Here is a 26,091-nt window from a genome sequence, read left to right on the forward strand (position 1 = left end):
CTCCAAATTCCATCGCGTTATCGAAGCGCCCCGGCGAGCTGCGACAGCAACTGGTCTACGCCGCGTACGCCGCTTGCTTTATCCGCTCCATTGCCGGGGGATTCCGCAACAGCGCCGTTTGCTGCCGAAACCGAGCTTGTTTTCCGTGCTTTCTCGGCAGCTTTCGCTTCCGCCTTCAAACGTTCGACATCGTCTTCGAGCGCGAACATCTGCACGAACAGCTTCATCGCGTCGTCGCCTTTTTTGTCGACGGCCAGTTCCTTAATTCTCAATATCGGGTCGTGAATAATCTGATTCACGATGCTTTTCGTCAGCTTGCGGACGACTTTCGTCTGGCGCTCGTCGAGTTCAGGCAGTTTGCGCAGCAAGCTATCCAGCGTCTCTTGCTGGATGGCAGCCGCTTTCTCCTGAAGCGCCCGGATCAGAGGGCTGACGCCAAGCGTCGCGTACCATTGCTGATAAGCTTCCTGCTCCAACTCGATCATGTCCTCGATAATCTCGGCTTCTTTACGTCTTTTCGCCAAGTTTGTCTCTACGATACCTTCCAAATCGTCGATATCGTACAAAAACACGTTGGATAATTCGCCGCAAGCCGGATCGATGTCCCGCGGCACAGCAATATCGATCAGAAACAAAGGCTTGTTGCGCCTAACGGCCATCGCTGCCTCAACGTCTTTGCGCGTCAAGACGAACCGATCCGCTCCCGTACTGCTGATGACGATGTCCGCTTCCTTCAGCTTCACGAGCGCAGCATCGAGCGCCATCGCCGTGCCTTGGAACTTTCTTGCCAGTTCCTCCGCCTTCTCCACGGTCCGGTTCACAACGAATACTTGCTTCGCGCCGTTCGAGTGAAGGTGCTGTGCCGTCAACTCGCTCATCTTGCCGGCACCGACGATCATCACTTTCTTGTCGTCGAATCGGCCGAAAATCCGTTTGCCGAGCTCTACGGCCGCATAACTTACGGATACGGCGTTCTCGCCGATTGAAGTCTCGGAGTGGGCTCTCTTCGCCAGCGTAATTGCTTGTCGGAACAAGCGGTTAAACAACGTCCCCGTTGCTTGCTGCTCTTGCGCAAGTTGGAAAGCATCCCGCACTTGGCCGAGAATCTGCGTCTCGCCAATTATCATTGAATCTAGTCCGCTCGTCACACGGAACAAATGTTCGACAGCGCGCTCGTCCTCGTACATGTATAGGTGCGAATTGAATTGTTGGCGCGGAATGTTGAACCATTGTTCCATAAACGCGCGAATGTAATGGCCGCATAGCTGAAGCCTGTCGACGACGGCGTAAATTTCCGTCCGGTTGCACGTCGCGACGATAACTCCTTCAAGAAAACCCGTGGTCATCTTTAGCCCTTGCAAAGCCGTCGGCATCTCCGCTTCGGCTAATGCGAAACGTTCTCTGATTTCGACCGGTGCGGTTCGATAATTCAATCCGACGACGATAAGATGCATGGCATTCACCTGACTTTCTGCATGGGAGTAAGATCAGACCCGTTAAGCTCAACGATTATTATAACATAATCGCGCAGCGGCTCGTCTTCAAAATATGAAAAGTTTATGAAAACGGCTGCCTGGCATTTCTTTTATTGTCGACCAATATCGATAGCGCTATTCCGGCGTTACCGGGAAATAAAAAAGCCGGGGAGATCGCTCTCCCGGGCTTCGATCGTTGAATTATTTAACGAGCTCGACTTGCTTGATCGTCGGTTCGACGACTTGCATTTCGCCAAGTCCGCGTACTAGCTTCTTCGCGTAAGTTTTTTCCGGCTTGATGACGTCTACGAGATAGTCAATCGCCAGCTGAGGATCGACCGTCTCGCCGCAGGTGTAGCAATCGATTGCGGCAAAGCCTCTCTCAGGATACGTGTGAATGGAGATGTGGCTCTCCGAAAGCAATACCAATACGGTTGCACCTTGAGGTTCGAATTGTTTCGCTTGAACCGAGAGAACAGTCGCACCGCATGCTTCTGCTGCCTCTACCATGTGAGCTTGGAGAAGTTCAGCGTTGTTCAAGATGTCAACGTTTCCTCCCCATGTGTCTACCGCAACGTGCCGTCCGAAAGTCGAATATTCCATCTTTCGGTTCCCCCTTCCTAGGAATAAAATGTGAAACTGATTTCATCCGCTAGGACCTACGTCATTCACTTGGAGGGAATTTGCTCCACCGCATATCCTTGAGTGAATCCTGGTTCCTAATGTATTGCGTTGTCAACGAATCTAAAAATAACATCTATCCCGGGTAAATGCAACCCTTTTTTTTGACGAGTTTCATAGGCTCGTTCCCGCCCGATTTCCAGGCCCGGCTTGAGCGCGGATCCTTATTCCGAGAATGGAAAAGGAGCCATCACCATGGCTCCTTCATCCTATATGCCGTTTGTTCCGTTTTACGCTTCGAGCGCGAAAAGCAGGCGGCTATGATACTTCAATCTTTGGTCGATGTCGGAAAGCAACGCAACTTCCTTCGTCTGGTTGCGCAAGTCGAGAAGCTCGTTGACCGAGCCGCGCAAACGTTCGATTTCTTCTTCAACGCTGCATGATTGGAACCGCGATTCCAGCATGCCGACCGTATCCCGATATTCGTAAACCGTCTTTAGCTGCGTTCCCGCGCTTTCCACGATTCTTACGACACTGCCCTGGATGTAATGATAAATCATCGTAAATTCGTTATAAATCCGATTGACGACCGCGTCTCCCTTAAACGTCGAGACAAGCTTCCGCAAAACGTTGGTCAATTTCGGCTGAACGACTCTGCACGTCAGTACGCATTTGTACTGTCCGTTCATTCTTTCGAAGCGCAGGCGAATGGCTTCCCCGCCGACATCTTCTTCGAGCACGACTTCCTGATTGCCGTTGTCCAGCACAAACACTTGCTGTCTGACTTGCTGAACTTCGCACAAGGCGATCAACTTCGGCATTTCGGTTTCGGTTACTGTCAGGCTGGCATTGACATACTCCGTGGCTACGCGTTGAGCCATAAAAATCTCCTCAATTCCCGTTGTCTTGCGATTGTATTGCGCATGATCTAAATCTAATTATACGCGAATTCGCAAGACGTTTCCTGCGTTCCGAACGTGATTTTTACGGAAAAAACACTCAAAAAACGATTCCTCCCGCGATTGCGGGCGCCTTTTATGCGTTATCCTCTGTTTCCTGCACGTTGTTGGCGGGTTCGGAGGGGGATCCGGCGGCAAGAGCGGCCGATTGCTCGATCAAGCTCCATAATTCTTCTCTTCCCTGCCCTGTCTCGGAGGAAAACAACAACAGCGGAACGTGGCCGGGCATGCCTAAGCTTTGGCGAATAATCTTCATATGTTTCTGCCATTGCGACCGACTCACTTTATCCGCCTTCGTCGCCACGACGGTCATCGGAATCTCGTAGTGGGACAGCCATTCATACATCCGAATGTCGTCGGCGGATGGCGGGTGACGCAAATCGACGAGTTGGAGCACCAATTTGAGCGGCTCGCGTCCGCGCAAATAACGTTCGATCATTTTGCCCCAAGCCTCGCGTTCCGACTTGGATACCTTCGCATAACCGTAGCCGGGGAAGTCGACGAAATAAAGCTCTCCGACATCCCCGTTGATTCGGTAATAGTTCAGCGTTTGCGTTTTGCCGGGCTGCTGACTTGTTCGGGCCAAGTTACGCCGCAGCAGCATTTTGTTAATCAGGGAAGACTTCCCTACGTTGGATCGGCCGGCCAGCGCCACTTCAGGCAATCCGGATTCCGGATATTGGGCTGGACCGACCGCGCTAATGACAAATTCCGTCTGTTTGATCTTCATAACCCGTGATTTCTCCCATCAATGTGTTCCGAGCGGCGGCGTCTCCTCCGGCTCGTCATTCACCGAGGCGGGATGCACGGAAGCATCGGCATCGGCTTTCCTCGGCGAATCCCCAATGTCCGCATTGCCGGGCATTCGTTCCAAAGGCTCGACTAGCGCATGCGCCAGCACTTCGTCTATGTGAGATACCGGAACGAAAGTCATGGTCTCCCTCACGCTTTCCGGGATGTCTTTCAAATCGCGCTCGTTGTCTATCGGAAGAAGCACTTTCGTAATGCCCGCCCGATGTGCAGCAAGAGATTTTTCTTTCAACCCCCCGATCGGCAGCACTCTGCCCCTAAGAGTGATCTCGCCGGTCATCGCGACCGAGCGGTTCACTTTGCGGTTCGACAATGCCGAGATCAGCGCGGTAGCGAGCGTTATGCCTGCCGAAGGGCCGTCTTTCGGGGTGGCGCCTTCCGGGATATGAATGTGTATATCGTTCTTCTCGTGGAACTGAGGATCGATGCCGAGCTCCTTGGAGCGGCTTCGCGTATAGCTGAACGCCGCTTGCGCCGACTCTTTCATCACGTCGCCTAACTGTCCGGTCAACGTCAGCTTCCCGCTTCCCGGCATGACGGTTACTTCGATAACAAGCGTGACTCCGCCCATTTCCGTCCAGGCAAGCCCTGTCGCGGCGCCGATCTGGTCTTCCTGCTCGGCCATGCCGTAGCGGAACTTCGGCGGCCCGAGCCACTCTTTGAGTTTGTCAACGTTAACAACAATCGGAACGACCGAAGGATCAGCGACGATGGCTTTTGCCGCTTTACGGCAAAGGGACGCGAGTTGTTGCTCCATATTGCGCACGCCTGCTTCTCGCGTATAGTGACGTATGAGCGACACAAGTGCGTCCTGCTCCAGCACGAGTTGGTCCGATTCGAGGCCGTGATCCCGCTTCTGTTTCGGAAGTAAATGCCGCTCGGCGATCTGCTCTTTCTCCAGTTCGGTATAACCGGGCACATGAAGAAGTTCCATACGGTCGAGCAACGGGCGCGGAATGTTATGCACGACGTTCGCCGTTGTCACGAACATGACGTTCGACAGGTCGTACGGCACTTCAACGTAGTGGTCGCTGAACGTCGAGTTCTGTTCGGGATCTAGCACCTCGAGAAGCGCTGACGCCGGGTCGCCCCGGAAATCCATCGCCATCTTGTCGATCTCGTCAAGCAGGAATACCGGGTTCGCGGAGCCTGCGCTTTTCATCCCCTGAATGATGCGCCCCGGCATCGCCCCGACATACGTCCGACGATGACCGCGAATTTCCGCTTCGTCGCGTACGCCGCCAAGGGAAATTCGCACGAACTCACGTCCGAGTGATTTCGCAATCGACTTGGCGAGCGATGTTTTGCCGACTCCCGGAGGTCCGACGAGGCACAGGATCGGCCCTTTCAGCTTCTTGACGAGCTTCTGAACGGCCAAATATTCGAGCACCCGTTCCTTCGGCTTGTCGAGGCCGTAATGCTCTTCGTTCAAAATATGTTCCGCCTTGACGATGTCTAGGTCGTCTTCCGTCATCTTCGTCCAAGGCAATGCAAGCAGCCATTCTACGTACGTACGGATAATGCCGCCTTCAGCAGAGGCCGCAGGCATTTTCTCCAGCCTATCGATCTCTTTTGCGACTTTCGTCGCGATCTTCTCAGGCAAATCCGCTTCCGCCAGCTGCGCCTTCAGTTCCTCGACTTCGCCTGCACGGCCTTCCTTGTCACCGAGTTCCTTCTGAATCGCCTTCATCTGCTCGCGAAGATAATATTCCTTCTGCGTCTTCTCCATCTGTTTCTTAACGCGTTGGCTAATTTTACGCTCGAGCTCGAGCACTTCGCGTTCATTGTTCAGATAATCGAGCAGCTTCTCGAGGCGCGGGCGCACTTCGACCGTCTCGAGAATTTCTTGCTTGTCTTTTATTTTCAGCGATAAGTGACTTGTAATGACGTCCGCAAGCCGACCGGGATCGTCGATGTCGGTCACAGCGGCAAGCGTCTCTGGCGTCACTTTTTTCGACAGATTGATGTAGTGCTCGAACTGACTTAACACGGCTCGCATAAGCGCATCCAACTCGGAGTCGTTCGTCTGGCCTTCGACCAATTCGTGCGCGAGCACTTCATAATACTCGTCGCTCGGCAAATATTGCTCGATCTCGGCGCGGCTTACCCCCTCGACCAGCACCCGAATCGTGCCGTTAGGCAGCTTCAGCATCTGGCGTACTTTGGCAATCGTACCTATCCGGTAAATATCCTCCTGCGTCGGCTCCTCGATGTTTACCTCGGATTGAGAGCAGAGAAGGATCATATGGTCGTCGATCATACATTGCTCCAGCGCCTTAACGGATTTCTCGCGCCCGACGTCGAGATGGAGCACCATGCTAGGATAGACGAGCAACCCCCTTAAAGGCAGCAGCGGAATGGTACGGCTTTTCAGTTTGCTCGAACCCATATTTGACGCACCTCGCAGTTTTGGAACGATTTCAAACACTCCCGTCATTGTATCAAATGTGTGAGGCCGCCGCAAAAAAGCAAAGCCGCCCCTCGGGACGGCCATGTATTTACCCCTAGCTCAGTGCGCAAATTATCCTTCGATCCAGCGTCCGCCAGCAGTCGGTCCCATATCCGTGTGCGCGATGCCTGCGTGCAGCACGCCTGCGGGAGCGGCGGCGAAAGCATCCGCGCCGAGAGGCAGTTCGCCGATACGCCATCTGTCGTCCATCCAGGTCTTCTCTTCACCGAACACATGACGGAATACGTCCTCCAGCCGATCGACCGGAATCACTTTGACGCCTTCGAGTCCCTCGAAGATCGCCTGCCAGTTCTCCTTCGGAATGAGAACCGTATCCGCGCCCGACTGGAACGCCGCTTCGACTTTGGCGACGACGCCGCCGACCGGTTTTACCGCTCCGTGTATGCTGAGTTCGCCTGTCATCGCCAGTTTGTTGTCCACCGGTTGCTTCGTCATGGCCGATGCGATGGCGACTGCCATAGCGACGCCCGCCGATGGACCGTCTACGGGCGTGCCGCCCGGGAAATTGATGTGCAGGTCGAACCCGTCAGGATGGAAACCGATTCTTCTCAGCACGGTCAGAACGTTGTCGAGCGATCCTTTCGCCATGCTTTTGCGACGGAGCGTACGCTGACCGCCGCCAAGCTCTTCTTCTTCAACGACGCCGGTAATGTTGATTTGCCCTTTGCCGCTAGGCGCGGGAATGGCGGTTACTTCGATTTCGAGCAATGCTCCCATGCTCGGCCCATATACTGCGAGGCCGTTCACGAAACCGACTTGCGGTTTTTCCGGTACTTTGCGATCCGGTCTTGGCGCCAATTGGCTGCTATTAACGACCCATTCCACATCGGGAGCGCCCAAATCCTGCCGATTTTCCGAAATGGCCAGGCCCGCCGCTAACTGCACGACGTTAACCGCTTCACGGCCGTTCGTCGCATAACGTTTCACGACGTCGAGCGCGTCTTTGCGTGGCTCGAATCCGATTTTCCGAATCGCGTTTTCGGCGATCTCCGCAATTTCGTCCGGCAGCAAAGGACGGAAATAAACTTCCATGCAGCGGCTGCGAAGCGCTGGCGGAAGCTCGCTCGGGGACCTCGTCGTTGCGCCCACAAGCCGAAAATCCGCAGGCAATCCGTTCTGGAAAATGTCGTGTATATACAGAGGAATATTGGTATCTTCGGCATGATAATACGCGCTCTCGAGAAACACTTTGCGATCTTCGAGCACTTTCAGCAGCTTATTCAGTTGAATCGGATGCAGTTCGCCGATTTCATCGATAAACAGAATGCCCCCGTGCGCTTTCGTGACCGCCCCCGGCTTCGGTTGCGGAATGCCCGCCACGCCCATCGCGCCAGCGCCTTGATAGATCGGATCGTGCACGGAGCCGATCAGCGGGTCGGCGATGCCGCGTTCGTCGAACCTCGCCGTCGTCGCATCGATCTCGGTAAATTTCGCTTCCGCGCGGAACGGAGAAAGCTTGTTTTTCTTCGCTTCCTCCAGGACAACACGCGCAGCCGCCGTCTTGCCGACGCCCGGCGGGCCGTAAACGATGACATGCTGCGGATTGCTGCTGCATAGCGCGGCTTTCAGAGCGCGCAGCCCTTCCTTCTGGCCGACGATATCTTGAAGCGTAGCCGGGCGCGTCTTCTCCGACAGCGGCTTCGTCAAGGAAATCGAGCGGAGCTTACGCAGCTTCTCCATCTCTTTACGCGACTCTCTGTCTACCGCGCTGCGATTTGTTTTCTGATTGCGCAGCAGATTCCAAAAATAAACGCCGATTACGACGGCAAAAAACACTTGAACGAGCATAAGCACCATGCTTAACGTCATCTCGTCTCATCCTCCCCGAACTTGCCCGCGGGTCGCAACAAAAAAACAACCGGAACCGGGCTATACCTGGTAGTATTGCCCGATTTCCGGCGAATATAGTCACGTTCTGTTACACGTTCACTTAATCTCCAGCAACTCGCGAATGTCTTCTTCCGTCAAAGCCGACGTGTTCTTCTCACCCGGTTGAATGACATCGTCGATCAAATCTTTTTTGCGCTGCTGAAGCTCCAATATTTTCTCCTCGATCGTGCCTTGGGCGACTAGCTTGATCACCTGCACAACTTTTTTCTGGCCAATCCGATGAGCCCGGTCTGCCGCCTGCTGCTCTACCGCAGGGTTCCACCACAAGTCGAACAACACGACGGTATCCGCCCCCGTCAAGTTCAGTCCCGTCCCTCCGGCCTTCAATGAGATGAGGAAGACATCCTTCGAACCGCCGTTAAAGGAATCGCACATCGCGAGCCTCTCCTCAGACGGCGTTGATCCGTCCAAGTAGTAATACGAAACTTCCCGGTCGTCGAGCTCTTTCCGAATCAAGCCGAGCATGGAAGTGAATTGGGAGAAAATGAGCATCCGCTTGCTGCTCCCCTGGCATTCCTCAATGATTTCCATAAGCTGCTCCAGCTTGCCGGAAGAACCTTCGTAACCTTCCAGGAACAGCGACGGATGACAACAGAGCTGTCGCAATCGCGTCAGCCCGGCGAGAATCTTCATCCGGTTGCGCTGGAAGCCTCCTTCTTGCCCCAAATCGGCAACAACGTCAGATTGGAGCCGCTCCAGGTAAGCCAAATACAGCCCCTTCTGCTCCAACGTCAGCTCGGACGGCTGGACGCTTTCGATTTTGTCCGGAAGCTCCTTCAGCACATCGCTCTTCAGCCTGCGCAAAATGAACGGTCGCACGATACGCGCGACTTTGTCCCGAGGAAGTTCCGAGAACGATTTTTTGCCGCTGAACAATCCGGGGAAAATGGCCTCGAAGATCGACCACAACTCGTCGAGCGAATTTTCTATCGGCGTGCCGGTCAAAGCGAATCGCTGGCCCGCCCGCAGCCGTCTGACTGCGTGGGAAGTAAGCGAAGCGTAGTTTTTGATCGCTTGCGCTTCGTCGAGAAACAACGCGCGGAAATGCTGCTTCTCGTACCATTCGATATCCCGTCTGAGCAGCGGATACGACGTAATCCACACATCTGCGTCTCCGGCGCTAATATCCGACAGCAGTTCATTCCGCTCTTGCCGATCTCCGGCTGCGACGACCGTCCGAAGATCAGGCGCGAACCGCTTGCATTCCCGTTCCCAGTTATAGATCAGCGACGCCGGGGAAACGATGAGCACCGGCGCCGGAGCAGCCTTGCCGTCGGAGCCGTTATCCTTGGCATCGGCGTCTTTCTCCGAGAGCATATACGCAATGCTCTGAATCGTCTTGCCTAGCCCCATGTCATCCGCAAGGATGCCGCCCAGCTTGTAATGCGACAACGTCTTCATCCATTGGAAGCCGTATTTCTGATAATCGCGAAGGACCGGATCCAAGCTTGCCGGGACGTCGAAGTCGAGATTGTCGGGATTGCGCAAATTGTCCCACAGCTTGCGCAACGCCTTGCCCAGTTGAACGTTTCTCGTCGAGTTGCCGAACGGCTCCATAAGCTGAAAGCCGCGCACCGCAGGCAGCCGTATCCGATTTCCTTCGGCCGTGCCCATGTCCGGCTTCTTCAAGTCCAGCTCGTCGAACAGTCGATTGATCTCCTTAAAGCTTTCCTGCTCGAGCGACAGAAACTGTCCGCCAGGCAACCGGTAATATTTCTTTTTCTCCGCCAAATTGCGCATCAGTTGCTGGATATCCCGTTCTTCCAACCCTTCCATGTCGAACGACACTTCCAGCCAATTCGTCAACGGATCGACATCAAGACGCGCCTTCGGCTCATAGGCGACCGCTCCCATAATCGTCCGGACCGATTCCGTAGCGACGATGTCGACATCGTCTCCGAGCTGCGGCAGGATGCCATACAGAAAATCATATACGTCGTCCTCATGGTCAAGATACACGTCTTTGCCGTTGAACTTGAACGAGGCGCGCTCGATCAGCGCCATAATGCGATTTTCTCGGTCCAAATCGCGCATGAGGATGACGTCATCGCGAGCGTTCTTCACGTCCCGCTGCGGGAGCGGCGAAATGACGATGTCGGCATAGACGTATTCAAGCCGCGCTTGCAGCCTGTCGTCTTCGAAATCGAGATAAAGACGCGCATTCAGCGGCGGGTTAATGATTTTGTCCGCGATTTGCGGTGAAATACGCACATCGACGATCTGTTTTAGCCCGCGTACGACTCTGTCGATGAACGGTTCGATCTGCTCGGGAACGATGAGCAGCCTTGCCTGTTTCTCATAGTGGAACATTTTTTTCAAATCGGCGATCCTCTTTAATTGACCCGGATCGGCTTTGAACAACAATCCGTTCACGACGGCGTGTCCGTAGTCTTCCATAATAATCGAGTTTTTTAGACCGTCGATCTCGAGCTGGTAGCCTTCTCCCGCACGGCTAAGTTGGGCGCTGATCGGAAGCGCTCCGCTCATCGTCTCGAACTTCTGTACACCGACGTTTTTGTCTTCATACGTCACGTTAGCCCGTTCAAGCAAAGGGAGCAGCTTCTCCCAAATAGCCGGCGGGACAACAAGAATCCGCTCTTCTCGGTGCGAATAGGAAGAGAAGGAGTGGAACAAATCTTTATAAATTTCCTCGACTTTCATCGCTTCGATTAGCAAAGAGACGATTCGAGAGTCGTTGTCCCGAAATATGTGCTCGGTCGGATCGTAGCTGAAGTGCTTTGCAAACGGCATCGCCGTCCCCGCCCCCACATGAGCGAGAAAGTCTTTAATCCGCTGAACGATGTACATGCGCGTGACGCCGATTTTCATCGACAAAGCAAACATCGGCTTGTTCGTAAAACTTTTGACGATTTTGCAGGCGTATTCGACTTCGAGCTCCGCCGCATCCGCCAGATCGTCTTCCGTGTCATGTATACTTCCCGCTGCTTGCCTGGTCAACACCCGGTCGAACAGAAAAATCGCCTGTTTCGTCAGATGAATGTCTTTCTCGGTAATCGTCTCTTCTCCAGCGTCACTCGTGCCTGCAGCTTCGGCTTCATCGGCGGCCAGCTTTAACAGCGCCGCAGCGATATGTTTGCAATAGGCCATCGGCGAATAGGCGTCGCAACCGCACGACGCCCCGATTTCATCCGTATCGTTCCAGGCCAACTCGACCTCATGCCGGTCGCCCCGCGCGCCTCGAACGATGGCCCGATAGCCGCTGCCGCCGGCCTCTCTCCTAACGGAAAGTACTTGGCCGGCTTTCATATACGCTTCGCCACGCATCGTCGATGCCGCTCCGCATAACTGTTCGATTGCTTGCCGATCGAGAGCGAATGTTCTGGCTTCGCCGGTACGGCCCATCATTTATCAACCCGCATTTCCGTTCTGATCAGCTCTGGGGCATCGGCGTATCGGTCGCTTTTGCATACCCTTTGCTGTACTTGCCATCGATCGCTTGGCGGATTTCCAGATCGCTCTTACCTTGCTCCTTGAGCTGGGCCGTCGTTAAAGCAATCTCTACGCACACGTTACATCTCGTGCCATGATCGTCCCATTCGATCGATCCGTCTTCGCGAATCTCGTGTATAAAACAATTCATATTGCTTTGATGACCTGCACTTTCGCCGCAGCCGCAGTAACAAGGAATCCAGCGCAGCGTGTCTCCAAGAGTAGCAGCCGCCTGATAAGCCACCTGCACGATTGAAGACTGCGTATTCAGGAAGTCGGGAAGCGTGCGGGAAGATGAAGTCAATTCCCGGAGATCTCCGTTGGCCGCATGGTGTACGTTGGAATGAGGTTGTTCCTTAGCCGCGCAGCCGCCAAGCACAAGAGTGCCCAACCCAAGCAAAATAATCGTGGCTCTCTTCATCTTAACCATGTTTGCGCCCCGGAATAACGCCGGTTTCCTCATAAGCGGCGACAATTTGATCGATCTCTTTCTTAAGTTCGCTGACCAGATCCGCTTCCGGCACTTTGCGAATCATTTCCCCGTATCTGAACAACATGCCTTCCCCGCGAGCTCCGGCAATGCCGATATCCGCTTCGCGAGCTTCGCCAGGTCCATTGACGGCACAGCCAAGCACCGATACTTTGATTGGCACTTTCAGCTTCGACAAGTACTCCTCGACCTCGTTTGCCACTGCAAACAAATCAATGTCGAGCCGACCGCAAGTTGGGCATGAAATAAGCGTAGGCGCATCCGTAATGAGGCCAAATACTTTAAGAAGCTCGCGGGCCGCTTTGATCTCCTCTACCGGATCGGCGCTGAGCGAAATACGCATCGTGTTGCCGATGCCGGCATTTAACAGCACGCCAAGACCCGCCGCGCTTTTGACCGTGCCGGAGAACAGCGTACCCGCCTCCGTAATGCCCAGATGAAGGGGATAACGGATGACTTCCGCCGCCTTCGTATAAGCTTCAATTGCCATCGGAACGTCAGACGCTTTAAGAGAAACGATAATATCGTGAAAATCAAGCTCTTCGAGAATGCCGATGTGGAACAACGCGCTTTCTACCATCGCTTCTGCGGTTGGGTAACCGTATTTCTCCAGCAAGTGGTTCTCCAGCGAACCGGCATTCACGCCGATTCGGATCGGAATGCCCCGTTCTTTGCACGCCTTAACGACGGCCTCAACCTTCTCTCGGCGTCCGATATTGCCTGGATTAATCCGTACCTTATCGATTCCGTTCTCGATAGCAAGTAGAGCGAGACGGTAGTCGAAATGGATATCAGCCACGAGAGGAATGCTGATCTGCCGTTTGATTTCCTTGATCGCTTCTGCGGCTTCCTTATTGTTAACCGTTACGCGAACGAGTTGGCATCCCGCCTCCTCGAGCCGCTTGATCTCCGCGACGGTCGCTTCGACATCGGCTGTTTTCGTCGTACACATACTCTGCAGTATGACTTGGTTGTTGCCGCCGATCGTTAAATTTCCGACTTTAACGGCAACGGTATCGGTACGTTTGTACATAATTCTGATTTCTCCCCTGTATACGCCAAAGTCCACCCCGCGATTAGGCGGGGTGGAACCGGCAATGTCAGCGAACGTTATGCGCTCTCTTCTTTTTTCTTGCCTTTCTTGGTCGTGAGCTCCGGCGCCATCTTCTCCTTGATGACTTTCTCGGTCACAAGGCAAGTGACGACATCGTCGCGCGACGGCACTTCGTACATCACGTCAAGCATGACGCCTTCGATGATTGCCCGCAGCCCCCGAGCTCCCGTGTTCCGCTTGATCGCTTCGCGGGCAATCTCTTCGAGCGCTCCGCTTTCGAATTCAAGCTTAACGTTGTCCATCTCGAGCAGCTTCTGATACTGCTTGATGAGAGCGTTTTTCGGCTCGGACAGAATGCGCACGAGCGCCGGCTCGTCAAGCGGTTCCAGTGTCGAGATGACCGGCAGACGGCCAACGAACTCCGGAATCAGACCGAATTTGAGCAAATCTTCCGGTTGCGCAAGCGACAAGTATTCGCCTGGCTTCATATCTTTCTGTCCCTCGAGGACGGAGCTGAAGCCAATGACTTTCTTGCCGATGCGACGTTTAATAATTTGCTCGAGACCGTCAAATGCCCCGCCGCAAATGAATAGGATGTTCGTCGTGTCGATCTGGATAAACTCTTGATGCGGATGCTTGCGTCCGCCTTGCGGCGGTACGGAAGCGACCGTTCCTTCGAGAATTTTCAACAATGCCTGCTGTACGCCTTCGCCGGACACGTCGCGAGTGATCGAAGGATTTTCCGACTTGCGCGCCACTTTGTCGATTTCGTCGATGTAGATAATACCGCGTTCGGCTTTCTCCACATCGTAATCGGCGGCTTGAATCAGCTTCAGCAAAATGTTCTCGACGTCTTCGCCTACGTAACCGGCTTCCGTCAAGGAAGTCGCATCGGCGATCGCAAACGGAACGTTGAGGATTTTCGCCATCGTCTGCGCAAGCAGCGTTTTGCCGGAGCCCGTTGGACCGACCAGCATAATGTTGCTCTTCTGCAGTTCGACGTCTTCGATTTTCGATTGCGAATTGATCCGCTTATAGTGGTTATATACCGCTACGGAAAGCGACTTCTTCGCTTGTTCCTGGCCAATGACGTATTGATCGAGAATGTTGCGAATGTCTTTCGGCTTCGGAATGTCTTTCAGATCAAGCTCTTCCTCGTGGCCGAGTTCCTCTTCCACGATCTCGGTGCAAAGCTCGATGCACTCATCGCATATATAGACGCCGGGGCCGGCGACCAATTTTCGAACTTGTTCCTGCGATTTGCCGCAGAAGGAACACTTGAGCTGCCCTTTTTCGTCGCTAAACTTAAACATGTAAACCCTCCTTAATAAACCGCTTTTCAATGGTAGTGCCGCCCGTTCTCCGAGCGTCGCGGCATAATCCGCTTATTTGGATTCCGGAGTTGCCAGCGTCGTGATAACCCTGTCCACCAATCCGTATTCCACGGCTGCTTCCGCGCTCAAGAAGTTGTCGCGATCGGTGTCGCGTTCGATCTTCTCGTACGGCTGACCGGTGCGTTCCACATAGATCTGATTCAGCTTCTGCTTCGTCTTGACGATCCAGTCGGCGTGGATTTTGATATCCGACGCCTGACCTCTTACGCCGCCGAGCGGCTGATGGATCATGATCTCGCTGTTCGGAAGCGCAAAACGCTTGCCTTTGGCGCCCGCCGTCAGCAGCAAGGAGCCCATGCTTGCAGCCATGCCGACGCAAATCGTCGAGACGTCCGGCTTGATGAATTGCATCGTATCGAATATTCCCATTCCGGCCGTTACCGAACCGCCGGGGGAGTTAATGTACAAGTGGATATCCTTCTCCGGGTCTTCAGCGGCCAAGAAAAGCAACTGGGCGATAACGAGATTGGCGACATCGTCGTCAATCGCGCTCCCGAGAAAAATGATCCGGTCCTTCAAGAGCCTAGAATAGATGTCGTACGACCGCTCTCCGCGATTCGTTTGCTCGACGACCATTGGTACCAGCATGTTGCCAACCCCTTTTCTCATTAGACTTCAAATCTCGGTAATAGTGTATCACGTTCAAAACGGAATGTCATGTTGACGAGCAGCAAACAGGCGTTCTCACGGGATACGGCCGTTCAGGTTATGTATTCGGGGAGAAAAATAAGGCACGCGCGTTAAGCGTGCCTTATCCGTATCTTGATGTCTTTGTTACGCTTGAAAATTACTCTGTTTTGCTGCTCTCAACGAGGAACTTGACCGCTTTGCGCACTTTCAAATCTGCATTCAGCGTATCCAAGTATCCGTTGGACGCGAAAATGTTGCGAAGCTCTTCGGCAGGACGGCTATACAGCTTGGACAGGTTGTCCAGCTCTTCGTTCACGTCCGCTTCGGACACTTCGATGTTCTCGGCTTTCGCGATTTGCTCCAACACAAGGTTGTTGCGAACACGCTTCTCGGCATCCGCTTGCATTTGGCCTTTCAGCGCCGCCTCGTCCTGGCCGCTGAATTGGTAGTAAAGATCCAAAGTCATGCCTTGCTGACGAAGGCGGCTTTCGAAGTCCTTCATCATATGTGTGATTTCGGAGTCGATCATGACTTGCGGAATTTCCACGGTAGCCGCTTCGGTAGCCTTGTCGATAATCGCCGTTTCGCGAGCAAGCTCGGCATCTTTCGCTTTGCGCTCTTGCAGCTTTTTGGAGAGATCGGCTTTGAACTCGTCGAGCGTATCGAATTCGCTAACGTCTTTAGCGAACTCGTCGTCGAGTACTGGCAAGTTTTTACGTTTGATCTCGTGAAGCTTCACTTTGAACACGACAGGTTTGCCCGCCAAGTTCTCAGCGTGGTAATTTTCCGGGAACGTTACTTCGATATCTTTCTCTTCAGCGATGTTCAGGCCGACCACTTGGTCTTCGAAACCCGGGATAAACGAACCGGAACCAAGCTCAAGCGAGTATTGCTCGCCTTTGCCGCCTTCGAACGGCACGCCGTCCTGGAAACCTTCGAAGTCGATGATCGTAACGTCGCCGTTTTGCGCAGGACCTTCGTCCAACGTAACGAGCTCCGCATGGCGCTGCTGCAAGCGATTAAGCTCGGCGGAGATTTCATCCTCGGATACTTCCGCGCTGTCGGCCGGAACGACCAAACCTTTGTACTCGCCAAGGGTTACTTCAGGTTTAACAGTTACTTTTGCTTTGAACTTGAACGATTGGCCTCTGCCGAATTGCTCAACGTCCACTTCCGGACGGTCGATCGGTTCGATGCCTGCTTGATCGATTGCGTCGGAATAAGCTTCCGGAAGCAAAATGTCGATTGCGTCTTGGTACAAGCTTTCGACACCGAAACGAGCTTCGAAAATGTTGCGCGGAACTTTACCTTTACGGAAGCCCGGAACGTTTACTTTTTGCACGACTTTACGAAATGCCTTGTCCAATGCTTCGGTAACTTTGTCCGCCGCTACTTCAACTTCAAGAACCCCTACGTTCTTCTCTATCTTTTCCCAGTTTGCTGTCATCTTATGCTTTCCCCTCCGTAACATCTTGCCGCATCAGGGCGGCCGTTCACATAAACCACTCTATTATAAAACAACATCGTCCGACGTTCAAGACGATCCTTCGTCAAGTCGTCAATCCCTGCTTATCCTGGATCCGCCGAATACTGCCGAAGCCAGCGTAGCGCTTGCTCGTAACGGAACCGAAGCTCTCCCGTAATTCCGTACCGCTCGCGAATGCCGTCGTCGCCGCGCGCTCCGTGTAAACGCTCCATCAGCAATTGGTGAAGAGCCGCGCTCCATAAATCCGACGTTCCGTCGTCTTCCTCTGTCATACTGGAAAACGTCGACGTGCCGTACGCCACCTCGACGCACTCCTTCCACGTCTCTTCCGCGAAATAAGACAAGGACGGGTCGGACACTTCTGCTGCATCTTTAACTTTGTCCAACACTTGATGAATGCCGCGAGGGAACTCGCCGAATACAAGCGGCGTATCCGCGGCTTCTACGGTCACACTTTCACCGTCTCTCCAGAATGAGACCGAACCGGTGCCTCCCTGCTTTTTGATCGCTTGCAGCGCACGGAATTGAACCGGCGGAATATATTCTTGCCTTCCCAGCCATTGACGTAGGGAAAGTTCGATATCCGGATGGATGACATGCATCAGTTGGCCCAAAATAAGCATCTGTTGCTCGGGATCGTCTCCGTTATAGAGAGAAGCCAGTAATTGAGAGATATATTCTCCATCCGTGTGAAGCCGGTCTTGGACTTTGCGCTTCAGCATCGCATCTTCGTCTTCGTCCTCTTCGCCCCCGTCGTCGAACAAACCTGCAAACTCGCCGTTGCCCGCTTCCGGAAACGCCGCTTCCAGCCATCCCAACAACGCCTGCCATTCGGTATGGTGACGTTCGGCTTCGCCCCGGCATTGCAGCAGGAAGGCTAGCAACGCTTTCGCGTCCCCGTAGCGTTCCGTCTCCAACATTTTGGTCAACTGAATTTGATAATAATCCAGTGTCTTTGGGAATAAAACCAAATTATCTATCGTTTGGTCAGCCATAGGCAACCCCCTCCACTGCCGGTCTTTCCCGGCGTTCCGCTCGCCGGATCGGCGGTTAGCGGGAATTGCGATACCTTCGCATTATATCATGAACAAACGCACGATGAAAAAATGACTGACGACCGATTTTTGATCCCCATTCGTCCGGAAAAGCATAGACGATTGGCACGACTTTTGATGAACTAACTGTAGATTTCCAATTCGTCACGTTCGCGGTAAACCTGTTACGCTTCATTTAGCAACGGTACCGATTGTCCTAGTATTGCCCTTCGCCGGCAGGGCAACCGCATTGAATACTAACTCCACTTCCGACGTGGCTCCGAACAGGGAGTTACCTTCAAACTCGCACTATCTCCACTTTCGACGTAGCTCCCTCTGATCCTTCATTTTCGAAAGGGATAGCCCCGCTTTCGTCGAATCGTTGATTTGGTAAACGTCTTCATGATAATATAATGAACATATCTTGTTTTTTCTGCGGGTGTAGTTCAATGGCAGAACGCCAGCTTCCCAAGCTTGAGGCGTGGGTTCGATTCCCATCACCCGCTCCATTATGAAACAACTTCCTCGGATGGGAAGTAGAACCCGAATCTGGGTTCGACCGTCCGTGATAGCTTCCTTGATCCTACCAAGTAGGACGCGCGTCAACCTCTTCCTCTACCGTTCCCGAAGGGAACTTTTCAATCGATGAGGTTGAGTATTCCCATCACCCGCTCCATGAATCAACTTCCTCGGATGGGAAGCGGAACCCGAATCTGGGTTCGACCGTCCGTGATCATTTTTTTTAAACAAGAAGCCCGGGGGCGAGAGCCCCGGGCTTCTTGTTACTTCCTTAATCTTAGCAAAACGGCGAGCGAACGCCAGCCTTCTTCCGTAAACCGCGGATCGCCGATTTTTCCGTTCAGGTCGGCGCTTCCGAACTCTTTAACGAACCAATCTGGCGCTGCGTCCCGTTTCTCCAACTTCGCTACCCGTGCCGCCAACGCATCAAACGCCTTTTTCTCATCGGACGTCATTGCTTCTTCCACCTCCGCCCCGTCGAAACGGTAAAGCCCATAGCCGACCATAATCGACTTCAGCTTGCTCGCATAATCCGGATCGGTCGCATAACCGCACGCGAATAACGCTTCAGCTTGAGCCGACGGCGTCTGGGCCGCACATACCCGGGCATAACGCGCCGTGGCGAATAGCCTGTCCTGGTCTCGGTAGAAATCGTACACGCTGCTGTAAGAGCGCCATACGGCTACCGTCTCGATCCGTTTGCCCCCGATGACTTCCCACGTAGCGGTCGAGTAAACAGACCCTCTCCACCAGGCATTAGGTTTTCCGTCCCCAACCTTAAAACCTCCCAAATTAAAATGCCCGTTTAAATTACAGCCCGTCTCCAGCATGTTTTGCGCCAGTCTGACCGAAGGAAATAAAGGTGACCCTTCCGAACGGGCACGTATCGCTTCGGGCGCCAGCCGTGCAATAAACGCTGCCGGCTTCATTTTCGTCATCTTTTCCTCCCCCCTCAATCCGCATTCGCTATTACAATATTCGGGTTTGAGACAAGCCGTAACGGCGGCTGCATCGAGACGAAAGGCGTCAAGGCAACAACTCGTTGCCAAAAACAACATTTCTCCTTGCGAAGCTGCATTCGATGTGCTAAGATAATTTTTGCGTGTCTGAGCTAATACTTTCCATTACATCTCCCAGTAGCTCAGCTGGATAGAGCACACGCCTTCTAAGCGTGCGGTCGGGGGTTCGAATCCCTCCTGGGAGGCCATTTCACAATCGATAAAACCTGCTCCTCGGTATTTTTTATCCCGAGTGGGCGGGTTTTCTGTTTAAGGAGCATATATGACGATCAAACGGACTGCAACGATCCGGCCATCCGAACCTCGCGATTCGGCATCGCTGGCTGAACTCGTCGTTCTCGCAATCGGCGGCATCGCCAACAAACTTACCGGAGAAAAAGAAGAAACGAAAGTACTGTCGCAGCTCGAATCATGGATTAACGAGGTAGGCAATCGATTCAGCTGTTCCTGTTATCTTGTTTGCGAAGCGTCGGACGGGGTAGCCGGTATGATTTTATGTTACAGCGGGGTTGACGAGGAAAATTTGAACGCCCCGGTGCTCGAACATTTGCGGCAAGTAGGTAATCCTTTAGTAATGATCGACCGGGAGGCTGACGAGGATGAATATTATATCGATGCGCTGGCCGTTCGGCCCGCTCATCAGGGGAAAGGCATCGCCTCTGCCTTGATCGAAGCCGCTGAGCTTCGTGCCGCAGAGCTCGGGCACCCCAAAATCTCGCTTAATGTGGATTTCGATAACGATGGAGCCCGTCGTTTATACGAAAGACTCGGTTACGAAGCGGGCAAACGCATCGAAATTAACGGCAAACCGTTCCGTCACATGGTCAAACGGCTGCGATAATCCATACTTTCGATCGAGCGGGCAATACCGTCGCCAACGATCGAATCGGGAGGGAACATGATGGGCGTGTGGTTCATCTATGCGTTGTTGTCCGCCGCGACGGCGGCGCTTGTCGCCATATTCGGCAAGATCGGCCTCAAGGACATCGACGCCAATTCCGCTACTGCCATCCGCGCTGTCATTATGGCCCTTTTCTTGCTCGGCGTCGTTGCCGTTCAAGGGAAATTCAGCCAGCTCGGGGACATCGTCTCGCAGAAAAGAGCGATGGCTTTCATTGCGCTTAGCGGAGCCGCCGGCGCGGCTTCCTGGCTGTTTTATTTCCTTGCGCTCAAGGGCGGCAAAGTCGCTCAAGTCGGTCCGATCGACAAGCTGAGCGTCGTGCTCGCTGTCGTACTCGCATACTTCTTTCTCGGCGAACGAATTTCCTGGATCAATACCCTGGGCGTCGCAATGATCGCACTCGGCGCAATTTTAGTCGCCTGGAAAGCATAATTTATCACTCTATGAAAGAAGCTGCCCACCCCTGATCCAGGGAGGCAGCTTCTTCTGCTTTATTGGCGATCGTACCGACCAACCTACCGATTATGAGGCTGCGCCGGATTGTTCTGCGCGGGATGGAACGTATTGTTCTTCAACGTCTGCTCGGCGAAATCTTCACCTTTTTTCGCGTATCCGTTTCCTTTGTTTTTCTTGTACTTGTCGCCCATAGCTGTATTTCACCTCCTCGCCTTTTATAAAATCCCCATCGATTCGATATGTTTTTTCGTCTCTTGCGTACCCAGCTTATACAGCATCCGATAGACGTCTGCGAACAGTGAGTTGTACATCCCATCCTCGGAGTCGTTGGAGACGAACGGATTGCCTTCAAAATGCAGCGCTTTATCTTCGTCCGCATCCTGCAGCTCCTCGAACAATTCCTGCAATTGCCGCACTTCATCCTCATCGGCATGGATCGCGAACTCGAAAGAAGCCGCTTCTTTGTCAGCCAGCACCGTTTTCGCGCCTACCGCCACGTAATACGTTTTCTTCGGCGATATGCCCGCTTCGGTTTGATCCATCTGGAACCTTCCCCTTTCCTCGGCGTTTCGCCAACTGTTGTTCACCGTATTTTCTCCATAGGGACATACATTTTATTACCTTTTTCGCATATCCATCTTATGATCGGCTTTGCAGGGAAGGGAGAGAACGGCCCATGTGCGGAATTACCGGGTGGGTGGAATGGAACGAAGACTTGACGACAAGGGCGGCCGTGATCGAGAAAATGACGGAGACGCTCGAGCTGCGCGGTCCGGACGCGACCGGTACTTGGTTGTCCCGACATTGCGCCTTCGGGCATCGACGGCTGTCCGTGATGGACCCCGCGAATGGTGCCCAACCGATGGTTCGCCCCGCCAAAGACTCGGAGACGCATGACTGCGTGCTTGTTTACAACGGCGAGCTGTACAACGCTCCTGAGCTTCGCAAGGAATTGGAAGCTCTCGGATACAAATTCCGAACGACTTGCGACACGGAAGTACTACTTCTTTCCTACGTGGAATGGGGGCCAGGTTGCGTCGATAAGTTAAACGGCATATTCGCTTTCGCCATTTGGCATACCGCGGAAGAGAAATTGTTCATGGCCCGCGACCGTCTTGGCGTCAAACCGTTATTTTATCGTCGCGAAGAAGGACGGCTAATTTTCGGCTCCGAGCCAAAAGCGATATTGGCGCACCCCGACGTGTCTGCGGAAATCGATGCCGAGGGTTTGGCCGAACTGTTCATCATCGGGCCGGCTAGAACGCCTGGGCACGGCATATGGCGAGGCATGAGCGAACTGAAGCCCGGACATTGCGTCCAATATGACCGCAACGGTTTCAAGACGACTGTCTACTGGAAACTTGAATGCGAAGAGCATGCGGATGACGTCGATGCGACCGCCGCCAACGTAAAGCATTTGCTTGCCGATACTGTAGAGCGCCAGCTTGCTTCCGATGTGCCGATAGGTACGCTGCTGTCGGGAGGGCTCGACTCCAGCGCGCTTACCGCGCTCGCAGTCGACTACTATAGGCGAACAAACCAAGGCCATTTGTCGACGTTTTCCGTCGATTACCTGGACAATGACAAACATTTTCACGCGCACGATTTTCAGCCGAACGCCGATGCTCCGTGGATCGAGCGGATGACCGAATTTTTGTCGACCGACCATCATTCGATCCAATTCGATACACCCGATCTCGTTCGGGCGCTTGAGAGCGCAGTCCTTGCCAAAGATTCGCCGGGCATGGCGGACATTGACGCGTCGCTTCTCCTTTTCTGCCGGGAAATCAAAAGCAACGTGACGGTTGCGATCTCCGGCGAGGCCGCCGATGAAATTTTCGGCGGTTATCCATGGTTCCATCGCGAAGATGCCTTAAAGGCCGATACGTTTCCATGGTCGCTCGCGACCGGGCTTCGCGCTAGTTTGCTTTCTCCCGAATTGCAAGAAAAGCTGCGCCCCCAGGAGTATGTCGCCGATCGATACGCGCAAGCTGTCGCCGAAATTCCGACATTTCCAGGAGAAGACGAGACGCTCAGAAGAATGCGGCGCATGTCCTACTTAAACATTACCCGCTTCATGCCGACGCTGCTCGACCGCAAAGACCGGATGAGCATGGCCGTCGGTCTTGAAGTCCGCGTGCCGTTCTGCGATCATCGACTCGTCCAATATGTGTTTAACATTCCTTGGGAAATCAAGACGGCAGGCATGAGAGAAAAAGGCATTTTGCGCAAGTCGCTCGAAGGCGTGCTGCCGGACGATGTGTTGTATCGCAAAAAAAGCCCCTATCCGAAAACGCACAATCCGAATTACTTGAATGCGGTGAGGTCGCTGCTGCTGGAACGACTCGACGATCCTTCCTGCCCGCTGCTGCCGCTGCTGAATGTCACCGACATTCGCAATATCGCGGCGGCGACCGATTCCCGCTCCCATCTCCCCTGGTTCGGCCAACTGATGTCCGGCCCCCAACTGTTCGCCTACCTGCTGCAGATGGATTTCTGGCTGCGTCATTACAACGTCAAATTGGCTCTATAAATAGAAGAAGGGCCTTCCTGCGCCGTCAGAGGCGATCGGAAAAGCCCTTCTTTGTTTTATTGGATCAACGAAAGCAATGCGCGGAGCGCTTTGCCGCGATGACTGATCGCGTTTTTCTCGGCGGGAGTCAGTTCCGCCATGCTTTTGCCGTGCGATGCCAGCCAGAACAACGGGTCGTAACCGAAACCACCTTCGCCGCGAGCTTCGCGCAAAATCGCGCCTTCGACGAAACCTTCCGCATCGATCCGGCTTCCATCGGCAGGATCGTACAGCACAAGCGCACATTTGAACCTCGCGGCGCTAAGTGTCTCCGGCCCCCCGCCGGTCTCCGCCGCGCTGCCGGCGCCTTTCAGCTGCAGCAGTTCCCGCAGCAGCTTCGCGTTGTTGTCCGCGTCTTTCGCCCCTTCTCCCGCGTAACGCGCAGAGTAAACTCCAGGGGCTCCTCCGAGTTCATCCACGCACAGGCCCGAATCGTCTGCCAGCACCGGAATGCCGACTATGTCGGCTGTCTCCTTTGCTTTCAGGAAGGCGTTCTCCGCGAAAGTCGTCCCCGTCTCTTCGATATCCGGTACGCCTTCGACATCGTGCAGATCTTTCACCGCGATGCCGAGCTTGCCGAAAGCTTCGGCGAATTCCTTCGACTTGCCCCGATTGCGCGTAGCGACAAGCACCGTGGTTCCGCTGCCGATCATGGACGACCTCCTCCGATTCGCGCGCCCGCTTCGCCCAGCGTCTCTTGCTGCAGCTTCACAAGCTTCAAAATGGCTTCCTCGGCAAGCGAAAGCATAGCATCAAGTTCCGCGCGCGAGAAAGGCGATTCTTCCCCAGTGCCCTGAACTTCGACGAAAGCTCCGTCGCCGGTCATAACCACGTTCATATCCACTTTTGCTTTCGAATCTTCCTCGTAATTCAGATCGACGACCGGTTCGTTCTGAATGACACCGACGCTGATCGAGCCGAGATAATCGGTCAGCGGGTATTTCTCAAACGGCACTGTCGCCGACAGCTTATGAATCGCTAGCGCCAACGCGATATACGCGCCCGTAATCGATGTCGTGCGCGTGCCGCCATCCGCTTGGAGCACGTCGCAATCAAGCGTAATGGTGCGCTCGCCGAGAGCATGTAGATCGACGACGGAACGAAGCGCTCGACCGATCAGACGCTGGATCTCCATCGTCCGGCCCGTTAGCTTGCCTTTGGCCGCTTCCCTTTGGTTGCGTTGGTGCGTAGCGCGCGGCAGCATAGCGTATTCGGCCGTCACCCAGCCCTTGCCTTGATTTTTAAGAAACGGCGGCACCCGCTCTTCCACCGAAGCGGTACACAATACTTTCGTATTGCCCGCCTCGATCAGGACCGAGCCTTCCGCATATTTATTCGGATGAAGCTGAACCGAGAACGGTCGTAGCTCATTGTTTTGTCTGCCATCGGATCTCATCGTGTGACCTCCCAAATACTCAATCCTTCCCATTCTACCAGAGGACGCACCCAAAAGCATCCTATACGAAAACGTATGTTTCCACAGTTCATGGGCAACCTACCGAAGATGGAAAATCAAGGGATGGGAGGAAAAGGCGATGCTTGAGCAAATCCAGCGGCAATTCAAGGACGCGACGGATCTTTTCACGACGACGCTGGACAATGGATATTGGCGCATGGAGCTTGCCTATTTTCCCGCATTGTGCGACGAGAGAATTAAAGACGGATTGCTCGTCCCGTTCTCCTATCGCTTCGATCCGGACGAGTTCCGCAGAATGCTGCGATCGTTTCCGAAATACGATGTCGCGGACGACCCTGCCAAATGGGACAGCCTGCTGCTGAAAGGTTTCGTGCTCATCGAGCTCGATGGCGTCTGCTACTCCTTCAAATCCGACCGCTCGCTGTTTACCCAGCCGGATCAAACTCAGCTTGAATCGTCGCTGCTAGGGCCGCAATCGGCTTTCACGGAAGATCTCGACCTGAACATGTACATGCTGCGCAAACGTTACAACGTGCCCGAAATGACCGCGGAGCCTTACGAGAAAGGCACTTTATCGCGCACGGCGATATTTGTCGTATACGACCGCAGGTTCGTTAACCCGCAGCTTCTCAAGATGCTTCGTTCGCAAATGGACAAAATCGATTTCGATTTACTGCAATCCTCCGGACAGATGAGCAAAAAACTGACGGACAACAGCCACCGCTTTTTCCCGACGATTCTTCAGACGGAACGTCCCGATCACGTGGCAAAAATGCTTGGCAGAGGCAAAATCGCCGTCTTGCTGAACGGCAGCCGTTTCGCGCTCATTCTTCCCGTGCGGCTGTTCGATTTCATGTTCGCGACGGATGACGATTACGAATCGTTCTGGATCAGTTGGTTTCTAATCGGCCTGCGTTACATTGCCGTCTTTCTCACCATCGTGTTGCCGGCTTCTTATATCGCCATCGTATCCTACAATCCCGAAATATTCCGCGTCCAGCTCGCTTTCACGATCGATGGAAGCCGCGCAGCTGTCCCATACCCCTCCTTCATCGAGGTCGCTTTGATGTTGTTCATCGTAGAAGCGCTCTATGAAGCGAGCATCCGGCTTCCGCGGGTCGTCGGCTCTACCGCCACGACGGTAGGCGGTCTTATTCTCGGACAAGCGGCCCAACAGGCAGGGCTCGTCAGCAGCATTATGATTATTGTCACATCCGTCGTCGCCATCTCCAATTACCTCATTCCAAACTCGGCTTTCAGTCAATCCATCAGGCTGCTGAAATACGGGTTTGTCGCCATCGCCATCGTGTTTGGCATTAGCGGCATCGTCGTCCTGTTTTTCGCGATGATCGTGTACTTATGCCAGCTACGGAGCTACGGCGAACCGTACTTGTCGTTGTTCTCGGAACGACGGCAGCACGAATCCTCCCTAGGAAAGAGTTGA

22 protein-coding genes and 2 tRNA genes are annotated in these 26,091 nt (G+C 53.8%); 6 read left to right on the forward strand and 18 right to left on the reverse strand.

Going from position 1 to position 26,091, the window contains the following annotated elements; genetic code table 11:
- Positions 1 to 17: 17 nt before the first annotated feature.
- From hemA to ACFPOF_RS05140, 13 genes are all read right to left on the reverse strand, one after another.
- Positions 18 to 1,454: a glutamyl-tRNA reductase gene (gene hemA, locus ACFPOF_RS05080; protein WP_378130236.1), complete on the reverse strand. Its 1,437-nt coding sequence runs from the start codon at positions 1,452 to 1,454 to the stop codon at positions 18 to 20.
- A 222-nt stretch (positions 1,455 to 1,676) separates the two neighbouring features.
- Positions 1,677 to 2,078: an adenosylmethionine decarboxylase gene (gene speD / locus ACFPOF_RS05085; protein WP_378130238.1), complete on the reverse strand. Its 402-nt coding sequence runs from the start codon at positions 2,076 to 2,078 to the stop codon at positions 1,677 to 1,679.
- 308 nt (positions 2,079 to 2,386) lie between these two features.
- A complete protein-coding gene (locus ACFPOF_RS05090; protein ID WP_378130240.1) occupies positions 2,387 to 2,977 on the reverse strand; it encodes a non-ribosomal peptide synthetase module in 591 nt (196 codons plus the stop codon).
- A 154-nt stretch (positions 2,978 to 3,131) separates the two neighbouring features.
- Positions 3,132 to 3,785, reverse strand: coding sequence for a ribosome biogenesis GTP-binding protein YihA/YsxC (yihA, locus tag ACFPOF_RS05095; RefSeq protein WP_378130242.1), 654 nt, complete (start codon positions 3,783 to 3,785; stop codon positions 3,132 to 3,134).
- 18 nt (positions 3,786 to 3,803) lie between these two features.
- Positions 3,804 to 6,254 carry an endopeptidase La gene (lon, locus tag ACFPOF_RS05100; protein WP_378130244.1) on the reverse strand — a complete coding sequence of 817 codons (2,451 nt, stop codon included), beginning with the start codon at positions 6,252 to 6,254 and terminating at the stop codon, positions 3,804 to 3,806.
- Positions 6,255 to 6,386: 132 nt separating this feature from the next.
- On the reverse strand, positions 6,387 to 8,144 hold the full coding sequence (lonB, locus tag ACFPOF_RS05105; protein ID WP_378130246.1) for an ATP-dependent protease LonB: 1,758 nt from the start codon (positions 8,142 to 8,144) through the stop codon (positions 6,387 to 6,389).
- Positions 8,145 to 8,261: 117 nt separating this feature from the next.
- A complete protein-coding gene (locus ACFPOF_RS05110) occupies positions 8,262 to 11,591 on the reverse strand; it encodes a DEAD/DEAH box helicase (RefSeq protein ID WP_378130248.1) in 3,330 nt (1,109 codons plus the stop codon).
- Between the two features lie 25 nt (positions 11,592 to 11,616).
- Positions 11,617 to 12,096: a PCYCGC motif-containing (lipo)protein gene (locus ACFPOF_RS05115; protein ID WP_378130448.1), complete on the reverse strand. Its 480-nt coding sequence runs from the start codon at positions 12,094 to 12,096 to the stop codon at positions 11,617 to 11,619.
- Between the two features lies 1 nt (position 12,097).
- The gene (gene ispG / locus ACFPOF_RS05120; protein ID WP_378130250.1) at positions 12,098 to 13,198 is read right to left on the reverse strand and encodes a flavodoxin-dependent (E)-4-hydroxy-3-methylbut-2-enyl-diphosphate synthase; all 1,101 of its coding nucleotides are present in this window, start codon (positions 13,196 to 13,198) and stop codon (positions 12,098 to 12,100) included.
- 77 nt (positions 13,199 to 13,275) lie between these two features.
- Positions 13,276 to 14,532, reverse strand: a complete 1,257-nt coding sequence (clpX, locus tag ACFPOF_RS05125; protein ID WP_378130252.1) for an ATP-dependent protease ATP-binding subunit ClpX — start codon at positions 14,530 to 14,532, stop codon at positions 13,276 to 13,278.
- Between the two features lie 72 nt (positions 14,533 to 14,604).
- The gene (gene clpP, locus ACFPOF_RS05130; protein WP_378130254.1) at positions 14,605 to 15,201 is read right to left on the reverse strand and encodes an ATP-dependent Clp endopeptidase proteolytic subunit ClpP; all 597 of its coding nucleotides are present in this window, start codon (positions 15,199 to 15,201) and stop codon (positions 14,605 to 14,607) included.
- A gap of 199 nt (positions 15,202 to 15,400) precedes the next feature.
- Positions 15,401 to 16,690, reverse strand: coding sequence for a trigger factor (gene tig, locus ACFPOF_RS05135; protein ID WP_378130256.1), 1,290 nt, complete (start codon positions 16,688 to 16,690; stop codon positions 15,401 to 15,403).
- A gap of 122 nt (positions 16,691 to 16,812) precedes the next feature.
- A complete protein-coding gene (locus ACFPOF_RS05140) occupies positions 16,813 to 17,724 on the reverse strand; it encodes a hypothetical protein (RefSeq protein ID WP_378130258.1) in 912 nt (303 codons plus the stop codon).
- Between the two features lie 474 nt (positions 17,725 to 18,198).
- Here ACFPOF_RS05140 and ACFPOF_RS05145 point away from each other — a divergent pair.
- Positions 18,199 to 18,272 (forward strand) — tRNA-Gly (locus ACFPOF_RS05145).
- A gap of 273 nt (positions 18,273 to 18,545) precedes the next feature.
- Here ACFPOF_RS05145 and ACFPOF_RS05150 read toward each other — a convergent pair.
- Entirely contained in the window at positions 18,546 to 19,220 is a 675-nt protein-coding gene (locus ACFPOF_RS05150; RefSeq protein ID WP_378130260.1) for a glycoside hydrolase family 73 protein, read from the reverse strand.
- 192 nt (positions 19,221 to 19,412) lie between these two features.
- On the opposite strand from ACFPOF_RS05150, the gene ACFPOF_RS05155 reads away from it, so the two are divergent.
- The 3 genes from ACFPOF_RS05155 (at position 19,413) to ACFPOF_RS05165 (ending at position 20,634) form a co-directional block, all read left to right on the forward strand.
- Positions 19,413 to 19,489: transfer RNA gene (locus ACFPOF_RS05155), tRNA-Arg, on the forward strand.
- Positions 19,490 to 19,563: 74 nt separating this feature from the next.
- On the forward strand, positions 19,564 to 20,142 hold the full coding sequence (locus ACFPOF_RS05160; protein ID WP_378130262.1) for a GNAT family N-acetyltransferase: 579 nt from the start codon (positions 19,564 to 19,566) through the stop codon (positions 20,140 to 20,142).
- 60 nt (positions 20,143 to 20,202) lie between these two features.
- Positions 20,203 to 20,634 carry an EamA family transporter gene (locus ACFPOF_RS05165; protein WP_378130450.1) on the forward strand — a complete coding sequence of 144 codons (432 nt, stop codon included), beginning with the start codon at positions 20,203 to 20,205 and terminating at the stop codon, positions 20,632 to 20,634.
- Between the two features lie 83 nt (positions 20,635 to 20,717).
- Here ACFPOF_RS05165 and ACFPOF_RS05170 read toward each other — a convergent pair whose 3' ends face one another.
- Positions 20,718 to 20,849 carry a hypothetical protein gene (locus tag ACFPOF_RS05170; protein WP_378130264.1) on the reverse strand — a complete coding sequence of 44 codons (132 nt, stop codon included), beginning with the start codon at positions 20,847 to 20,849 and terminating at the stop codon, positions 20,718 to 20,720.
- A gap of 24 nt (positions 20,850 to 20,873) precedes the next feature.
- Complete coding sequence (locus ACFPOF_RS05175) at positions 20,874 to 21,245, reverse strand: hypothetical protein (protein ID WP_378130265.1); 372 nt, start codon at positions 21,243 to 21,245, stop codon at positions 20,874 to 20,876.
- Between the two features lie 89 nt (positions 21,246 to 21,334).
- Here ACFPOF_RS05175 and asnB point away from each other — a divergent pair, with 89 nt between their 5' ends.
- Positions 21,335 to 23,191, forward strand: coding sequence for an asparagine synthase (glutamine-hydrolyzing) (gene asnB, locus ACFPOF_RS05180; protein ID WP_378130267.1), 1,857 nt, complete (start codon positions 21,335 to 21,337; stop codon positions 23,189 to 23,191).
- A gap of 56 nt (positions 23,192 to 23,247) precedes the next feature.
- On the opposite strand, the gene rdgB is transcribed toward asnB, so the two are convergent.
- Together rdgB and rph are read right to left on the reverse strand one after the other, a co-directional pair.
- Complete coding sequence (gene rdgB, locus ACFPOF_RS05185) at positions 23,248 to 23,883, reverse strand: RdgB/HAM1 family non-canonical purine NTP pyrophosphatase (RefSeq protein ID WP_378130269.1); 636 nt, start codon at positions 23,881 to 23,883, stop codon at positions 23,248 to 23,250.
- Positions 23,880 to 24,626: a ribonuclease PH gene (rph, locus tag ACFPOF_RS05190; protein WP_378130271.1), complete on the reverse strand. Its 747-nt coding sequence runs from the start codon at positions 24,624 to 24,626 to the stop codon at positions 23,880 to 23,882. The genes rdgB and rph overlap by 4 nt, the downstream gene beginning before the upstream one ends.
- A gap of 139 nt (positions 24,627 to 24,765) precedes the next feature.
- On the opposite strand from rph, the gene ACFPOF_RS05195 reads away from it, so the two are divergent.
- Positions 24,766 to 26,091: a spore germination protein gene (locus ACFPOF_RS05195; protein WP_378130273.1), complete on the forward strand. Its 1,326-nt coding sequence runs from the start codon at positions 24,766 to 24,768 to the stop codon at positions 26,089 to 26,091.

The organism is Cohnella soli (assembly GCF_042655525.1).
In the GTDB taxonomy this organism is placed as follows: domain Bacteria; phylum Bacillota; class Bacilli; order Paenibacillales; family Paenibacillaceae; genus Cohnella; species Cohnella soli.

Bases quoted from the DNA above. Each gene is read 5' to 3' on its own strand.
- hemA (WP_378130236.1), bottom strand. From the start codon at position 1,454: ATGCATCTTATCGTCGTCGGATTGAATTATCGAACCGCACCGGTCGAA.
- speD (WP_378130238.1), bottom strand. From the start codon at position 2,078: ATGGAATATTCGACTTTCGGACGGCACGTTGCGGTAGACACATGGGGA.
- ACFPOF_RS05090 (WP_378130240.1), bottom strand. From the start codon at position 2,977: ATGGCTCAACGCGTAGCCACGGAGTATGTCAATGCCAGCCTGACAGTA.
- yihA (WP_378130242.1), bottom strand. From the start codon at position 3,785: ATGAAGATCAAACAGACGGAATTTGTCATTAGCGCGGTCGGTCCAGCC.
- lon (WP_378130244.1), bottom strand. From the start codon at position 6,254: ATGGGTTCGAGCAAACTGAAAAGCCGTACCATTCCGCTGCTGCCTTTA.
- lonB (WP_378130246.1), bottom strand. From the start codon at position 8,144: ATGACGTTAAGCATGGTGCTTATGCTCGTTCAAGTGTTTTTTGCCGTC.
- ACFPOF_RS05110 (WP_378130248.1), bottom strand. From the start codon at position 11,591: ATGATGGGCCGTACCGGCGAAGCCAGAACATTCGCTCTCGATCGGCAA.
- ACFPOF_RS05115 (WP_378130448.1), bottom strand. From the start codon at position 12,096: ATGAAGAGAGCCACGATTATTTTGCTTGGGTTGGGCACTCTTGTGCTT.
- ispG (WP_378130250.1), bottom strand. From the start codon at position 13,198: ATGTACAAACGTACCGATACCGTTGCCGTTAAAGTCGGAAATTTAACG.
- clpX (WP_378130252.1), bottom strand. From the start codon at position 14,532: ATGTTTAAGTTTAGCGACGAAAAAGGGCAGCTCAAGTGTTCCTTCTGC.
- clpP (WP_378130254.1), bottom strand. From the start codon at position 15,201: ATGCTGGTACCAATGGTCGTCGAGCAAACGAATCGCGGAGAGCGGTCG.
- tig (WP_378130256.1), bottom strand. From the start codon at position 16,690: ATGACAGCAAACTGGGAAAAGATAGAGAAGAACGTAGGGGTTCTTGAA.
- ACFPOF_RS05140 (WP_378130258.1), bottom strand. From the start codon at position 17,724: ATGGCTGACCAAACGATAGATAATTTGGTTTTATTCCCAAAGACACTG.
- ACFPOF_RS05150 (WP_378130260.1), bottom strand. From the start codon at position 19,220: ATGACGAAAATGAAGCCGGCAGCGTTTATTGCACGGCTGGCGCCCGAA.
- ACFPOF_RS05160 (WP_378130262.1), top strand. From the start codon at position 19,564: ATGACGATCAAACGGACTGCAACGATCCGGCCATCCGAACCTCGCGAT.
- ACFPOF_RS05165 (WP_378130450.1), top strand. From the start codon at position 20,203: ATGGGCGTGTGGTTCATCTATGCGTTGTTGTCCGCCGCGACGGCGGCG.
- ACFPOF_RS05170 (WP_378130264.1), bottom strand. From the start codon at position 20,849: ATGGGCGACAAGTACAAGAAAAACAAAGGAAACGGATACGCGAAAAAA.
- asnB (WP_378130267.1), top strand. From the start codon at position 21,335: ATGTGCGGAATTACCGGGTGGGTGGAATGGAACGAAGACTTGACGACA.
- rdgB (WP_378130269.1), bottom strand. From the start codon at position 23,883: ATGATCGGCAGCGGAACCACGGTGCTTGTCGCTACGCGCAATCGGGGC.
- rph (WP_378130271.1), bottom strand. From the start codon at position 24,626: ATGAGATCCGATGGCAGACAAAACAATGAGCTACGACCGTTCTCGGTT.
- ACFPOF_RS05195 (WP_378130273.1), top strand. From the start codon at position 24,766: ATGCTTGAGCAAATCCAGCGGCAATTCAAGGACGCGACGGATCTTTTC.